15 protein-coding genes are annotated in these 13,783 nt (G+C 72.4%); 8 read left to right on the top strand and 7 right to left on the bottom strand.

All coding sequences use genetic code 11. From position 1 onward, the window contains the following. Nucleotides 1-454: 454 nt before the first annotated feature. Both O7543_RS16915 and O7543_RS16910 read right to left on the bottom strand, forming a co-directional pair. The gene (locus tag O7543_RS16915) at nucleotides 455-925 is read right to left on the bottom strand and encodes an NUDIX domain-containing protein (RefSeq protein ID WP_281552940.1); all 471 of its coding nucleotides are present in this window, start codon (nucleotides 923-925) and stop codon (nucleotides 455-457) included. A gap of 5 nt (nucleotides 926-930) precedes the next feature. Continuing rightward, on the bottom strand, nucleotides 931-1,689 hold the full coding sequence (locus O7543_RS16910; protein ID WP_281552941.1) for an XRE family transcriptional regulator: 759 nt from the start codon (nucleotides 1,687-1,689) through the stop codon (nucleotides 931-933). A 470-nt stretch (nucleotides 1,690-2,159) separates the two neighbouring features. Here O7543_RS16910 and O7543_RS16905 point away from each other — a divergent pair, with 470 nt between their 5' ends. Next, on the top strand, nucleotides 2,160-2,372 hold the full coding sequence (locus O7543_RS16905; protein ID WP_281555817.1) for a hypothetical protein: 213 nt from the start codon (nucleotides 2,160-2,162) through the stop codon (nucleotides 2,370-2,372). A 20-nt stretch (nucleotides 2,373-2,392) separates the two neighbouring features. Next, a complete protein-coding gene (locus O7543_RS16900) occupies nucleotides 2,393-2,650 on the top strand; it encodes a hypothetical protein (RefSeq protein WP_281552942.1) in 258 nt (85 codons plus the stop codon). A gap of 7 nt (nucleotides 2,651-2,657) precedes the next feature. Here the strand turns inward: O7543_RS16900 and nagA are convergent, their stop codons facing one another. From nagA to O7543_RS16885, 3 genes are read right to left on the bottom strand one after another with little or no spacing between them, the layout of a single operon-like run. Further along, nucleotides 2,658-3,794 (bottom strand): N-acetylglucosamine-6-phosphate deacetylase, encoded by a 1,137-nt coding sequence (gene nagA / locus O7543_RS16895; protein ID WP_281552943.1) that lies wholly within the window; start codon nucleotides 3,792-3,794, stop codon nucleotides 2,658-2,660. Continuing rightward, nucleotides 3,791-4,777 (bottom strand): ROK family protein, encoded by a 987-nt coding sequence (locus O7543_RS16890; RefSeq protein WP_281552944.1) that lies wholly within the window; start codon nucleotides 4,775-4,777, stop codon nucleotides 3,791-3,793. Before O7543_RS16890 ends, nagA begins: the two co-directional genes overlap by 4 nt. Next, the gene (locus O7543_RS16885; protein WP_281552945.1) at nucleotides 4,774-5,706 is read right to left on the bottom strand and encodes a sugar isomerase; all 933 of its coding nucleotides are present in this window, start codon (nucleotides 5,704-5,706) and stop codon (nucleotides 4,774-4,776) included. The genes O7543_RS16890 and O7543_RS16885 overlap by 4 nt, the downstream gene beginning before the upstream one ends. Before the next feature lie 251 nt (nucleotides 5,707-5,957). Here O7543_RS16885 and O7543_RS16880 point away from each other — a divergent pair, with 251 nt between their 5' ends. From O7543_RS16880 to O7543_RS16865, 4 genes are all read left to right on the top strand, one after another. Beyond that, complete coding sequence (locus tag O7543_RS16880; protein ID WP_281552946.1) at nucleotides 5,958-6,743, top strand: DeoR/GlpR family DNA-binding transcription regulator; 786 nt, start codon at nucleotides 5,958-5,960, stop codon at nucleotides 6,741-6,743. 60 nt (nucleotides 6,744-6,803) lie between these two features. Then, the gene (locus O7543_RS16875; protein WP_281552947.1) at nucleotides 6,804-7,832 is read left to right on the top strand and encodes an ATP-binding cassette domain-containing protein; all 1,029 of its coding nucleotides are present in this window, start codon (nucleotides 6,804-6,806) and stop codon (nucleotides 7,830-7,832) included. After that, on the top strand, nucleotides 7,829-8,839 hold the full coding sequence (locus O7543_RS16870; RefSeq protein WP_281552948.1) for an ABC transporter permease: 1,011 nt from the start codon (nucleotides 7,829-7,831) through the stop codon (nucleotides 8,837-8,839). Before O7543_RS16875 ends, O7543_RS16870 begins: the two co-directional genes overlap by 4 nt. 95 nt (nucleotides 8,840-8,934) lie before the next feature. Beyond that, a complete protein-coding gene (locus O7543_RS16865; RefSeq protein ID WP_281552949.1) occupies nucleotides 8,935-9,417 on the top strand; it encodes a DUF3263 domain-containing protein in 483 nt (160 codons plus the stop codon). Between the two features lie 59 nt (nucleotides 9,418-9,476). On the opposite strand, the gene O7543_RS16860 is transcribed toward O7543_RS16865, so the two are convergent. Continuing rightward, complete coding sequence (locus tag O7543_RS16860) at nucleotides 9,477-9,689, bottom strand: hypothetical protein (RefSeq protein ID WP_281552950.1); 213 nt, start codon at nucleotides 9,687-9,689, stop codon at nucleotides 9,477-9,479. Nucleotides 9,690-9,841: 152 nt separating this feature from the next. Here O7543_RS16860 and O7543_RS16855 point away from each other — a divergent pair, with 152 nt between their 5' ends. Together O7543_RS16855 and O7543_RS16850 are read left to right on the top strand one after the other, a co-directional pair. Then, nucleotides 9,842-10,717, top strand: a complete 876-nt coding sequence (locus O7543_RS16855) for a protein phosphatase 2C domain-containing protein (RefSeq protein ID WP_281555818.1) — start codon at nucleotides 9,842-9,844, stop codon at nucleotides 10,715-10,717. Between the two features lie 203 nt (nucleotides 10,718-10,920). Then, the gene (locus tag O7543_RS16850; RefSeq protein WP_281555819.1) at nucleotides 10,921-11,442 is read left to right on the top strand and encodes a GNAT family N-acetyltransferase; all 522 of its coding nucleotides are present in this window, start codon (nucleotides 10,921-10,923) and stop codon (nucleotides 11,440-11,442) included. Nucleotides 11,443-11,512: 70 nt separating this feature from the next. Here O7543_RS16850 and O7543_RS16845 read toward each other — a convergent pair whose 3' ends face one another. Further along, a complete protein-coding gene (locus O7543_RS16845) occupies nucleotides 11,513-13,753 on the bottom strand; it encodes an AAA family ATPase (RefSeq protein WP_281552951.1) in 2,241 nt (746 codons plus the stop codon). Between the last annotated feature and the right edge of the window lie 30 nt (nucleotides 13,754-13,783).

Raw genomic sequence — 13,783 nt, 5'->3', positions numbered from 1 at the left:
TCCACCACGCCGTGCGCCTGCCCGACCCGATCCCGGCCGGCTGCCGGCACAACCCCTGAACTTCTCTCCCACCTCGGCCACCCATTCGGCGGCGACCCGTTGGGCATCCCGCTTTCCGCGCCAGCCGCCGGGCGTGTTGCGTGGGCCGTAGTGGAGCGCCAGCGGAACGGAGGCCACGCGTCCAGGCGGCGGCGCGTGCGGCCCGCTTCGCGGGCCGCCTTGAAGACGTACAGAAAGTTCTCACAGCACCGCCGGCAGCCGGCCGGCACCGGGCGCGTATAAGCCTGGCGGGGACGTCTAGGGACGCCGTACGCTCCGGGTATGTCGGGGCTGGTGGCGCGAGCGGCTGAGCTTGCCGAGGAACGGTTAGCGGCGGCTCTGCCTCGGCGTTGGCGTCATGTGCAGGCCGTTGCCTGGAAGCCGTCGGGCGGACCACGGATCGGCTCGCGGTGTCCTAACCGATGTACGGCTTCGAACGCCCCTCGTAGCCGTGATCGATGCGCAGCCGCATGGACGGATGGATCGTCAGCGTGCTCAGCTCATCCTGGGCAACCCACCGAACTTCGGACGACTCGTCGCTCGTGGTGGGTTCGCCGGACAGGTACCGGGCGCGGAAGCAGATGGAGAACTGCTGCCGTACTTCGCCATCGCTGTACTCGATGACATGGTTCGGGTTGGTGTAGAGGCCGACGATCTCGGTCACCTCGATGTCAACCCCGGCTTCCTCCTTGGTCTCACGCACGGCTGTCTCGGCGATGTACTCGCCGAAGTCCTGCGCCCCGCCCGGTAGCGCCCACAGGTCGTTGTCTGTCCGGCGTACCAGGAGAACGCGGTCGTCCGCGTCGAGGACGAAGGCGGTCACAGCGACAACGATCGAGTTCGGTCGGGGGGCGTCCGGGTTGTTGAAGTGCTCGGTCCTGGCCACGGCTCCTAGCCTGCCACTTGCGGGGGCCAGATCGGTGCGGCGCTGGACCAGACGCGGTCGAAGCTGTCGGCGTAGGTGTCGAACAGGTCGCCTCCGGAGAGTCGCCGGAGGTGGAAGACCGGGGCATGTGCGGCGGGGAACCCGTAGGCGTGCGTGTTGACAAGCATCTCGTTGTCAAACCGGTAGATCGAGTTGTAGAGGGTCGTGCTGTGGAACCGGGCATGTACACCTGGCACGTCCTGGAGCTGATTGTAGAAGGCCATCACGTTGCGCACCTTGCCCGCTATTGCGTCGCCGATCCCCTCCTCGGCTCCTCGCTGGGCCACGGCCTCCGACTCCGGGTTGCCGAGGAGTAGTCGGACGTCGACACCGGCTAGCGCCCTTTCTTTGAGGTCTCGGATCAGGGTAGGCACCAGTTCCGGTAGGAACAGGCCGGCGTAGACGAGAATGCCGATTCGTTCGCTGGACTGCTCGATCAGTCGCCGCCACAGGTCGTACGGCACGGCGGACCGGCGGGAGTAGACGTGCACGACCTCGGATTCCGCCACCCGTGCGACGCGCTCGGGTGATGCGGCGTTGGGCCAGAGGTACGACTCACGCTCTTTCAGCAGGCCGGCGATGGCGTGTCGGTGTCGTGGGTAGGGGACACGGTTGAGCGTTATCCACCGCTCGGCCGTCTTGGGGCTGACTCCGACACGTTCAGCCAAACTCAGCGGTGTCAGGCCGGCGTTCAGGACGGCTTCCCGTAGACGGTCGTTCGCCATGACTACCCCTTCGCAACCCTTCGAGGGACGACTTTATCCTAACCAGGACGTCCCTAGACGTGCAAAGTGCGTTGTGACGCCGTGGCTTCCCCTCCGGCGAGAGTGGACCTCGTCAGCGAGCAGTCGTCCGCAAGGGTTGCGCGTTGGACAGGAGGTCCGTGCTCACTCGGTCCTCGGCGCGAACCTGAGTGGATCGACACCTACGAGAAGACGAGGTGGTCATGATCCTCACGCCAACCCAACCCATCTGGAAGTCTCGATGCTAGGCGTCGGCGCGTTCGTCGGGGCGGCGCTGCTCGGCTTCTGCGCGGGGCTGTGGTCGTTCCGAGTGAAGTCCAGATGGTGCCCCAGCTGCGGATGCGCCACCTGGCCGATGGAGCGAGGCGCCGACGGCGTGGAAAGGCCATGTGGCGACGGGTGACCCGGTGAACAACCGGCTGCTCCGGACCCCGGAACCGAGCCCAGGAGATGTGTTGCTGATCGGGCGGGAGGCGAGCGTCCAGTTCGCCGACGACCGCGGCATCCGATTCCGGGTGATCGCGGTGGACCGGAAGTGGACGTACGACGGCTGGATCTGGCTCACCGGCTACGTGCTGGACCGCCACGGCAACGCCATGGAACGGCGCGAGATCTTCGTCCAGCGTCACGGACTCTACCGACTGCCCAAACGTGCCGCGACCTGACTGTTGACCAAGGAGAAGAAGTGATCATCGACGTACTACGGGACTGGTGGCTGCGCTGGCTCGACTGGCGCTCCGGCCGGTCCACGGCGTCCCTGCGACTGCGCGCCCTACGGCTGCGGCAGACGACATCCGCCCGGCACCGCCGACTCGACGGTAACCGTGGACACCACTGGCGTTCGGAGACCACCACCCTGCTGCCGACCCTGCGCCCCCTGATGACCTACGGCCAGCAAGTCGGCTATCGACTGCCGCCCGCCAGCATTCTGACCAGCCGGTGACCGTGGCTCACTGCCAGACGCCGGCGCGCATCACCCGGCGTACCCGCAGGTCGTCGTCGAGCTCGACCAGGTCGGCCCGGTGCCCGGGGGCGAGTGCGCCGACCGTGCCGGCCAGGCCGACCGTCGCCGCCGGGGTGGTGGCCGCCATCCGTACGGCGTCGACGATGTCGATGCCGGCGGCGACCGCCCGGCGCAGCGCCGCGTCCATGGTCAGCGTGCTGCCGGCGATCGACCCGTCGCGGGCCAGCCGGGCCACGGAGCCGGACACCGTCACCGCCTGCCTGCCGAGTTCGTACGCGCCGTCGGGCATGCCGGCGGCGGCCATCGCGTCGGTGACCAGCGCGGTCCGACCGGGGCCGCCGACCGACGTGGCGAAGGTGAGGGTGCCGTCGTGCAGGTGCACCCCGTCGGCGATCAGTTCACAGGTGACCCGGTCGTCGCCGAGCAGGGCGAACACCGGGCCGGGTTCGCGGTGGTGCGGTGGCCGCATGCCGTTGAACAGGTGCGTACCGGCGGTGGCGCCGGCGTCGATCGCCGCCCGGGTCTGGTCGTAGCCGGCGTCGGTGTGGCCGATCGCGGCGACCACCCCGGCGTCGACCAGCCGGGCGATCGCGGCCAGCGCGCCGGTCCGTTCCGGGGCCAGGGTGACCATCCGGATCACGCCGTCGCCGAGGTCGAGCAGCCCGGCCAGTTCGTCCGGCCCCGGGTCGCGCAGGTACGCCGGGTTCTGCGCCCCGCACCGTACGACCGACAGGTAGGGGCCCTCGAAGTGCAGTCCGGCGAGGGTGCCGTCGGCGACCAGCGGGGCGAACCGGGTGACGGCGTCGCGCATCAGCTCGACCGGCGAGCTGACCAGGCTGGCCAGCAGGCTTGTGGTGCCGTGGGCCAGGTGGAAGGCGGCGGCCCGCCGGGCCGAGTCGGGGTCGCCGGTGGTGAAGGTGTGTCCGCCGCCGCCGTGGTTGTGGATGTCGACGAAGCCCGGCACGATCCAGCCCGCCGCCGACGCAGCAGTCGACGCCGACGCCGACCCCCCGGGCCGGCCACCGCCGGTCGTCGCCACCTCGGTGATCGTGTCGCCGTCGATGGTCAGGCGGCCGTGCTCGCGTACCCCGTCGGGGGTGACCAGCCGGCCCTCGACCCTCATCGGGCGGCCCGATCGACCAGGTCCGCCGCGAGCAGGTCCGACGCGAGCAGCGCGGCACCGAGGCAGCCGGCCTCGTCGCCGAGCGCGGCCCGGACCAGCCGGGGCAGCCGGTGGAAGGTGGCCCGGCGGCGGACGGCGGCGTCCAGTGGGACGAGCAGCTGGTCGCCGGCCTCTGCCAGCCCGCCGCCCAGCACCACCAGTTCGGGGTCGAACATCGCCTGACCGATCAGCAGGCCGTCGGCGAGCGCGTCGACCGCATCGGCCCAGATCCGGCCGGCGGTCGGGTCGCCGGTGGCGGCCAGCCGGGCCACTTCGGCGGCGCCGCCGGTGCGGCGGCCGGCCCGGTCGGCGTACCGGCGGGTGATCGCCGACGCCGACGCGACCGCCTCCAGGCAGCCGGTCTGCCGGCAGCCGCAGGCCGGGCCGTCCGGGCGGACCACCACGTGGCCGAGTTCGCCGGCCGCGCCGTGCGCGCCGGGGTAGCCGGTGCCGTCGACGACGGCGGCGGCCGCTATGCCGGTGCCGATCGCCACGAACAGCACGTGCCGGCTGCCCTGGCCGGCGCCGATCCGGGCCTCGGCGACCCCGCCGGCCCGTACGTCGTGGCCGAGCGCCGTCGGCAGCCCGACCCGGGCGGCCACCAGGTCACGCAGCGGTACGTCGCGGAAGCCGACGTTGGCCGACCAGACCGCGACGCCGGCCGACTCGTTGACGACCCCGGGTACGGCTACGCCGACCGCGACCGGGGTGAGCCCGTCGGCGCGGGCGGTGTCGGCGAGCTGCCCGGCGAGGTCGCAGATGGTGTCGACGACGGCGGCCGGCCCCCGGGCCGCCGCGGTCGGTCGCCGCTCGGTGTGCCGTACCGCCTGGTCGGTCAGCCCGACCAGGGCGCTCTTGATGCCGGTGCCGCCGACGTCCAACGCGATGACGACCTCGTCGGACGGTCCGGGCGTTGACGGGCCGGCTCCGCCGGGCAGCGTCACGTCAGCACGACCGACCGGGTCAGGTGGCGCGGGTTGTCCGGGTCGAGCCCACGGCTGGCTGCGAGGGCCACCGCGAACCGTTGGGCGAGGATCAGGTCGGCCATCGGGTCGAGCGGGCGGCGTCCGGCGGCCCACCGGTCGAGGACGGCGTACACGCCGTTGGTCCGGCTGTGCACGAACGCCGCGCCCGTCGCCGCCACGTCGTCGGCCAGGTGGTCGGGGATCTCGCCGAACGCCCACACCATCCGGCCCGGCCCGGCGATCGCGATCGGCCCGTGCCGGTAGTCCATCGCCGGGTACGCCTCGGACCAGAAGACGGCGGCCTCGCGGCACTTCAGCGCCGCCTCGTGGGCCAGGCCGACGGTCCAGCCCCGGCCGAGGAAGGTGGCCTGGTCGATCAGTGCCGGGTCGATCGGCAGCCGGGCCCGGACGGCGACCTCGGCGTCGGCGGCGATCGCCGCCACGTCCGCGCCGAGGTGGGCCCGCAGCATCGCCAGCACGCTGGTGGCGAAGCGGGTCTGCACCACGGACCGTTCGTCGGCGTACGGCAGGGCGACGACGTGGCCGGCGAGCTGGGCGGCGGGGGAGCCGGGGTCGCCGACGAGGACCGTGGTGCGCTGCGGGTCGTCGACGGCGGCGAGCAGGTCGGTGATCTCGGTGGTGGTGCCGGAGCGGCTGATCGCGATGATCCGGTCGTAGTGTCGGCCGGTGGGGAACTCGGAGGCCTGGAAGGCGTCGGTCTCACCGTGGCCGGCGCGTTCCCGCAGCCCGGCGTACGCCATCGCCATGAACCAGGAGGTGCCGCAGCCGACCACGGCGACCCGCTCGCCGGTGCGGGGCAGCGCCCGGGCGGGGGTGTCGGCGGCCTGTGCGGCCGCCCGGCGCCAGCACTCCGGCTGGCTGGCGATCTCGGCGTCGACGTAGCTCATCGCGACACTCCTCGCTGACGACAAGCAGCGGTGCTCGTTCGGGCTCGAACTGGCACCTTTTCGCGCGTCATTGTGCGCGTTCTCGTGACCGGGTGGCAACAACCGGGCTGGGGTGATGCCCGATCGCGCAGCCAGAGGTTTTGCCTGGCGGGCGTTTCGCGCATTAGTGTGCAGCAAACTGGTCACGATCTGCGCAGCGAGGCGTGGTAAGCAGCGAGGCGCGGTAGCAGCGAAGCGTGGGAAGGGGCGGCATGGATCGGTACGCACGCTGGAACGCTCTGCTGGAACTGCTCACCGACAGCGGCCGGATCACCGTCGAGGACGCCGCCACCCGCCTCGACGTCTCCCAGGCCACCATTCGCCGCGACTTCGACCAGCTCGCCCAGCAACAGATGATCACCCGCACCCGGGGCGGGGCGGTCGCCAACGGCGTCTCCTACGACCTGCCGCTGCGCTACAAGACTGCCAAGCACTCGGCGGAGAAGCAGCGCATCGGCGCGGCCGCCGCCGCACTCGTCGAACCCGGCATGGTCGTCGGGCTCAACGGCGGCACCACCACCACCGAGGTGGCCCGCGCGCTCGCCGTACGCCCGGATCTGAACACCAGCGCGGACGGCGCCCAACTGACCGTGGTCACCAACGCGCTGAACATCGCCAACGAGCTGCTGGTCCGTTCCCGGATGAAGATCGTCGTCGCCGGCGGCGTGGTCCGACCGCAGTCGTTCGAACTGGTCGGACCGCTCGGCGGCGCGCTGCTGCGGGAGGTCACCCTGGACGTCGCGCTGCTCGGTGTCGACGCGATCGACCCGCAGCTCGGGGCCGCCGCCCACCACGAGGGCGAGGCGTCGATGAACGCGCTGATGGTGGCCCGCGCCAAACGGGTGGTGATCATCGCCGACGGGTCGAAGCTGGGCGGACACGCCTTCGCCCGGATCTGCCCGATCGACCGGGTGGAGACCCTGATCACCGACTCCGGCGCCGAGCCCGGCACGGTCGCCGCCTTCCGTGAACTCGGCGTGACGGTGGTCACCGCCTGAGCGGTCGGTCCCGTATGGTGTGTCCGGGTTTCGACGGCGGGCGCGCGGCGGAGGTGGCGGATGACGGCCGTACTGGAGATCTCCGGGCTGCGTAAGACCTACCGCAGCCGTCGACGTGGGATCCGGCATGCCGTCGACGGCTTCGACATGCGGGTCGAGGCCGGCCAGGTGCACGGCTTCCTGGGCCCGAACGGATCCGGCAAGACCACCACACTGCGTACCCTGCTCGGCCTGGTCGCGCCGAGCGGCGGCCGGATGGCGATCCTCGGCCAGCCGGTCCCGCAGCAGCTGCCGGCGGTGATCGGCCGGGTCGGCGCCATCGTGGAGAGTCCACAGTTTTTCCCGCACTTCACCGCCCGGGACACGCTGTCGCTGCTCGCTCAGGCCGGCGGCTTGGCGCCGCACCGGGTGCCGGCGGTGCTGGACCTCGTCGGCCTCGCCGACCGGGCCGGCGAGCGGGTCCGCACCTACTCGCTCGGCATGCGTCAACGGCTGGCCGTCGCGTCGGCGCTGCTCAAGGAACCGGCACTGCTGATCCTCGACGAGCCGGCCAACGGCCTGGACCCGGCCGGGATCCGGGAGATGCGCACCCTGATGCGTGACCTGGTCGCCGCCGGCACCACCGTGGTGCTGTCCAGCCACATTCTCGGCGAGATCCAGGTGATCTGCGACTCGGTGACGATCATCTCGCGGGGCCGCCGGGTCACCGCCGGACCGGTCGCCGAGGTGCTGGCCGCGCACTCCGCCGGCGGTCTGCGGGTACGCCTGGAGGCTGCCGCCGACCTGCCGGCCGCCGAGACGGCCCTGAGCGCCGTTGACGGCTCACCGGTCACTGTCACCCGGCACGCCGATCACCTGCTGGTGCACGGGGTCGACCAGCCGGCCCGAGTCACCCGTACTCTCGCCGCCGCCGGCCTGTACGTCAGCGAGCTGACCCCGGTCACCGCCGACCTGGAAAGTGTCTTCCTTCAGCTGACCTCCGAGGCCGACCGCACCGAGGCCGACCGCACCGAGGCCGACCGCACCGAGGCCGACCGCACCGAGGCCGACCTGACGGCCGACGCCGACCAGACGGGAGCCGGGCGATGAATCTGTACCGGGCCGAGCTGCGCCGCCTCGGCAAACGGCGCTTCGTCCGCTACCTGGTGGCCGCCGCGCTGCTGCTGCTGGTCGCGATCGCCGTCGGGACGTTCCTCGGCAACCAGAAGATCGGCCCGGCGGCGTACGCCGAAGCCGAGCGCACCGCCGCGGCCGAGTACCGGGCCGGGGTCGAATGGGCCGAGCAGTGGCGAGCCGAATGCGAGCGCAGCCAGAGCAGCGGCGCCGCCGATACGAACCGGTTTCCACCGAACTGCGCCGATATCGTGGCACCGACCCGGGACATGTACCCGGCCGAGCCGTACCTGCCGGCGACGTTCATCTACCACAGCGATTTTCCAGCCACCCTGTACGTCTTCGCGACCCTGTCCACCCTGGTCTTCTTCGCAGCCGGGGCGTCGTTCATCGGTGCCGAGTGGACCTCCGGCGCGATGATGAACCTGCTGCTGTGGCGGCCACGCCGGCTCCGTGTCCTGTTCACCAAGCTGGCCGCGCTGCTGACCGGCGTACTGGCGGTGACCGTGCCCGCCGTGCTGATGTGGACGGCGGCGCACTGGGCGACCGCCGTGTGGCGCGGTTCGACCGCCGAGATGACCGCCGGTGCCTGGCGGTCCGTCGCGTTGACTGAGCTACGGGTGGTGGTGCTGGTCGTCGCGGCGGCCACGGTCGGCTTCGGGCTGGCCGCGATCGGCCGGCACACCGCGTTGGCGCTCGGCGGCGTCCTCGCCGTACTGGTGCTGGGCCAGTCCGCGTTGAGTTTCCTCGCCGACGTGACCGACGCCACCTTCACAGAGGCGTGGGTGCTGCCGGTGTACTGGATCGCCTGGATGGACTCGTCGATCGAGCTGACCAGCTGGCAGGCGTGCGACGGGCAGCCCGGCTGCGTACCGCCGACCACGGAGCTGACCTGGCTGCACACCGGCGTGCTGATGGCGGCGGTGGTGCTGTTGGTGTTGGTTGTCGCGGCGTGGACGGTGCGCCGGCGCGACGTCAGCTGAGTCGGCTGGGCCAGCTGACGGCGTCGTCGCCGACACACCGCAACGGCGCAAACCGGCGGATGCGTACCCGTGGGGTCGGCGATTACCCTGGTGAGGTGCCGGCTGCTGACGAACCCCGGACCGGACCCGGCGCCGGGCCGGTCCCCCGGACGACGGCCGGCGTTCCCCGGCAACGCAGCGAGCCGGGCGGTTCCCGGGGCTCCGACGACGCCGGCACCGAGCCGCTCGACGACGCCGGCACCGAGCCGCTCGACGACGCCGGCCGCAACGCCGATGGGTCCGACGCCGGCACCGGACCGGGCGGTGCGGGCACCGTCAGCGGTACGCCTGCAGCCGGGCCGGCCGCGACCGGGCTGACCGAGCGTGAGCAGCGGGTTCTCGATTTCGAACGGCAGTGGTGGAAACACGCCGGTGCCAAGGAACAGTCGATCCGGGACACCTTTGGTCTCTCCGCCACCCGCTACTACCAGCTGCTCAACCAGTTACTGGACAACCCGGTCGCGCTGGCCGTCGAACCGGTGCTGGTGGCCCGGCTCCGCCGGCTGCGGGCGGCCAGGTCGCGGGCCCGGCGCGGCTGAGCCGGTCCGCCGGTGGCGGACCGGTCGGGATCGGCCGTCGGCCCGTCTGCGCGGGCCAGTCACTTCTCGTACATCTTGAGCCCGTTGCCGAGCGCGATGAACGTCGGTGCCCATTCGCCGACGAAGATGCCCCACCGGTCGGCCCGGTCGACGCCCGCCGCCTCGAACCGCTTGGAGAGTATCCAGCTGGTCAGCGAGATCCCGATGCTGACGATGCCGGCGACGTACATGTGTTCGGCCCGCAGGCCCTTTTCGTGCAGTTGACGCAACATCTGTGGTCCCCCCTGAGTCCCGGGCGCCGCTGTCACGTGCGCCGCGCGGCTCGCGATCCTCGACACCCACCTACCGGTCAAGCTACCGTCGGTGACGGACCGGATTCCGAGAGTTGGTGAGAGATGCTCAGGGTGATTCCCGGCCGACTCCGATGCCGGCGGTGACGAGCCGGTCGTCGGCCCCGCCGGCCGACCTGCCGACGATGCGGGTGGACGCCTGCTCGGTCGCCGCGCCCGGACAATCGGACAACGAGGACCATATCCTGCAGTACGGAGACCTGGTCGGAGTGCTGGACGGTGCCACCGCTCCCGCCGGCTTCGACACCGGCTGCAGCCACGGGCCGGCCTGGTACGTACGCCGGCTCGCCGCCCGGCTCGGGTTGGCCAGCGCCGCTACGCCGGCCGCCCCGCTGGCCGGGCTGCTCGCCGAGGCCATCCGGGCGGTCCGCGACGACCACGCGGCCAGCTGCGACGTGGACCACCCGGGAACCCCGTCGGCCACCGTGTGCCTGCTGCGCCGCTCCGGTGGACACCTGGACTACCTGGTGCTGTGCGACAGTCCACTGGTGTTCGAGGCGGCCGGGCAGGTCGGCGTGGTGTCCGACAACCGGTTGGCCGACACCATGGACAGACTGCGCGGACAGCACGATCCGCCGGCCACCGACGACCCACGGCACCGCTACCACCGGGCCGTACGGTGGCAGCGGCAGTGGATGAACCAGCCGGACGGCTACTGGGTGGCCGCCGCCGACCCGGCCGCGGCCGACCGGGCGCTCTGCGGCACCCTGCCACTGACCGGACCGGGCCGGATCACCCGGGCGGCGCTGCTCAGCGACGGGGCGACCCGGGCCGTCGAACGGTTCGGGCGGTACAGCTGGCCGCAGCTCATGGACCTGCTCGCCGAGGCCGGGCCAGCCGAGTTGATCCGCCAGGTACGGACGGCCGAGACCGCCGAGCCGGATCGGTCGATTGGTCACAAGCGGCACGACGACGCCACGGCGATATTTTGTTTGTTCGATACCGGGTGATCCGGCCCGTCGATGCGTACTGACCTGGGACAACAGCTGACGGGCGGGATCCGGGTCGCCGGCCCGCGGGTGACCGGTGTCACCGAGGCGGTTTGGGAAGCGCCGGTACTGAGCAACTATCCCGCTCAGGGGCCGGTAGCTGGGTAGACGGGAGGTGCGGAATGAGTAAGGCGGAGTCGGCACCGGCCTGGGAGACTACCGCCGTGCGGCACGACGTGCGGTTGACCCCGATGAGCGACGACCTGTTGGAGCCGTTGCTCTCTGCCGCCGTGGCCGAGGCCGAGCCGGGTGAGGTGATGCCGCCGGTGCCCGGCCCGGCCGGTTGGACCGCCGCCCGCCGGGACGCCTTCCGCACGTTCTACCGGTCCCACTTCGGCGGCGGGCAGTTCGGGCCCGCCGGCACCATCGTCTACGCGGTCACCGTCGGCGGGGACGTGGTCGGCGGCATCCGGCTCAGCCGGCTCGACACCCCTTCCGTCGTGGAGACCGGCATCTGGCTCGGCCGGTCCGCCCGTGGGCGGGGGGTCGGCTCCGCCGCGCTACGCGCGGTGCTGGACGAAGCGGTCCGGCTCGGTGCCCACCTGGTCATCGCCCGGACCACACCGGCCAACCGGTCGGCGATCAACCTGCTGCGGCGGTGCGGCGCGATCATCGGGGTCGAGCAGGGCCAGGTGCACGCCCGGTTCTGGCTGGACGAGGCGTTCACCACCGACCTGGCCGGCTGATCCGGGCGCGCTGATCCGGGTATGCCGGCGCGTCTGGCGCGCAACGGCACTTCAGGGGCGCGACGCGCCCCTACCGGGCGGACTGCTGTTCGGCGTACGCGGCCAGCCAGGCCACCTGCGCCGGGTCCAGCGACGGCCGGATCCGGTTCCGGGCCGCCGCGACGTGCGCGGCGGTCACCGATGACGCCTCCAACGACTCCCGCATCGCGGCCAGGGCCGACTCGCGGACCAGTGCGGCGCAGTCCGCCGCCGAGAACCCGTCCAACGACGCGGCGAGCTCGGTCAGGTCCACATCGTCGGCGAGCGGCACCGACTTCGCCGCCGCCTTGAGGATCTCGGTGCGCGCGGCACCGTCCGGCGGCGGTACGTACACCAACCGCTCCAGCCGGCCCGGCCGCAGCAGGGCCGGGTCGACCAGGTCCGGCCGATTCGTCGCACCGATCACCACGACGTTGCGCAGCGCCTCGACCCCGTCCAGTTCGGTGAGCAGCGCGGCGACCACCCGGTCGGTGGTGCCGCCGTCGGACGCCTGCCCGCGCACCGGGGCCAGGGCGTCCACCTCGTCCAGGAACACCAGGGTCGGCGCTGCCTCGCGGGCCCGGCGGAACAGTTCGCGGACCGCCCGTTCGCTCTCCCCGACCCACTTCGACAGCAGCTCGGCGCCCTTGACCGACAGCACGTTCGCCTTGCCGGTGCCGGCCAACGCGGTCACCAGGAACGTCTTGCCGCAGCCCGGCGGACCGTAGAGCAGCACCCCGCGTGGCGGCTGCACGCCCAACCGGGCGAAGGTGTCCGGGTAGGTCAACGGCCAGAGCACCGACTCGGTCAGCATCTGCTTGACCTCGGCCATGTCGCCGACGTCGTCCAGCGTCACCCGCGCCAGCTCCAGCGTGGACGTCGCCATCGAGGTGGGGCGGACCACCTCCAGCGCGGCCTCGAAGTCGGCGGCGGCCACCATCGGCGTCTCCGCCGACTTCTGCCGCAGCGCCGCCCGTACCCCGGCTTCGCGGGCCAGCGCAGCCAGGTCGGCGGCGACGAACCCGGGGGTACGCGCGGCGACGTCGTCGAGCCGGACGTCGTCCTCCAGCGGCATGCCCCGGGTCAGCACGGCCAACTGTTCCCGACGCATCGCGGCGTCCGGCAGCGGCACCGCGACCTGCACGGCGAGCAGGTCCGGGCCGCGCAGCCCGGGGTCCAGCGCCTCCGGGTGGCTGGTGGTGCAGACCACCGCCGCGCCGGCGGCCACCGTCTCGGCCAGCACCTGCCGGAACACGGTCGACAACGGACCCGGCTCGTCGCGGGGCGCGACCGCGTCCACGTCGGTGATCAGCAGCACTGCGGCGTCGCCACGGCGTACCGACTCGGCGGCCCGCCGCAGCCGCTGCGCCGCCGCGTCGTTGGTCGACGCGGCGAGCTCCGGCGCCCAGAGCGTCTCCACCCGGGCGTCCAGGTCGGCGGCGACCGCACGGACCAGCGCCGACTTGCCGGACCCGGCCGGTCCGCTGAGCAGTACGCCGAGCGAGACCGTGGTGCCCAGCCGGTCCAGCACCTCCCGATGGTGGAAGCCGAGGTCGAGCAGCTCGGTCAACTCGTGTGCCTGGGCCCGCAGGCCGGGCAGGTCGTCCAGGTTGGGTGCCGGCTCGTCGACGAAGTCCGGTGCCGGTGCCGGCGACACCGGCCCGGCCGGGCGGACCTCCTCCCCGGACGACCCGTGGGTGGCCGGCCCGTGCCGCCAGGCCACCACGGTGTCCATCGTGACCAGCACCGGGTCCCCGGTCCCGGCCGGGCCGGCCGGCTCGGCGTCGGCGACCGTCAGCAGGGTGCTGGTCCAGGCGTACCCGACGACGTTGGCCAGACTGCGCCGGGCCGCCTCCATCAGGCCACGGTGCGCCGAGTCGGAGAAGACGTCCTGCGGCAGCAGCGACACGTCATCACCGGCGGTGACCACCTTGCCGAGCAGGGCCAGCCGCAGCATCTCCGGGCTGACCACCGCGACGATCTCGACCGGTCCCTCCAGGGTCAGCCGGCGGGCGGCGACCTCGGGCGCCGGGGCCACGGTCACCTGACCGCCGTCGCGGACACCGAGGTTGCCCAGGGTCAGGTCGTCGGCGTACAGCAGAGCGCGGCTGGCGCCGGCCTCGGCGCGGGCCGCGACCCCGGCGGTGCTGCGTCGCCCGGTCAGCCGCACCGGCGTGCCGGCGGTGACGCCGAGCGCGGCCAGCACCTCCGGGTGCAGTCGGACGATGCCCCTGCGGGCGTCCAACGCGGCGGGCCGCAGGCTCGCGGTCAAGGTCAGTTCGGGGTCGGCCACCCGCCGAGCCTATCCACCGCCGCGGCTGAG

The organism is Solwaraspora sp. WMMA2080 (assembly GCF_027497395.1).
Taxonomy (GTDB): Bacteria; Actinomycetota; Actinomycetes; order Mycobacteriales; family Micromonosporaceae; genus Micromonospora_E.
Note: the sequence above shows the minus strand (reverse complement) of the source record. Positions and strands in the feature narration are given on the sequence as shown.

Bases quoted from the DNA above. Each gene is read 5' to 3' on its own strand.
- O7543_RS16910 (WP_281552941.1), bottom strand. From the start codon at position 1,689: ATGGCGAACGACCGTCTACGGGAAGCCGTCCTGAACGCCGGCCTGACA.
- nagA (WP_281552943.1), bottom strand. From the start codon at position 3,794: ATGAGGGTCGAGGGCCGGCTGGTCACCCCCGACGGGGTACGCGAGCAC.
- O7543_RS16885 (WP_281552945.1), bottom strand. From the start codon at position 5,706: ATGAGCTACGTCGACGCCGAGATCGCCAGCCAGCCGGAGTGCTGGCGC.
- O7543_RS16880 (WP_281552946.1), top strand. From the start codon at position 5,958: ATGGATCGGTACGCACGCTGGAACGCTCTGCTGGAACTGCTCACCGAC.
- O7543_RS16875 (WP_281552947.1), top strand. From the start codon at position 6,804: ATGACGGCCGTACTGGAGATCTCCGGGCTGCGTAAGACCTACCGCAGC.
- O7543_RS16870 (WP_281552948.1), top strand. From the start codon at position 7,829: ATGAATCTGTACCGGGCCGAGCTGCGCCGCCTCGGCAAACGGCGCTTC.
- O7543_RS16860 (WP_281552950.1), bottom strand. From the start codon at position 9,689: ATGTTGCGTCAACTGCACGAAAAGGGCCTGCGGGCCGAACACATGTAC.
- O7543_RS16855 (WP_281555818.1), top strand. From the start codon at position 9,842: ATGCCGGCGGTGACGAGCCGGTCGTCGGCCCCGCCGGCCGACCTGCCG.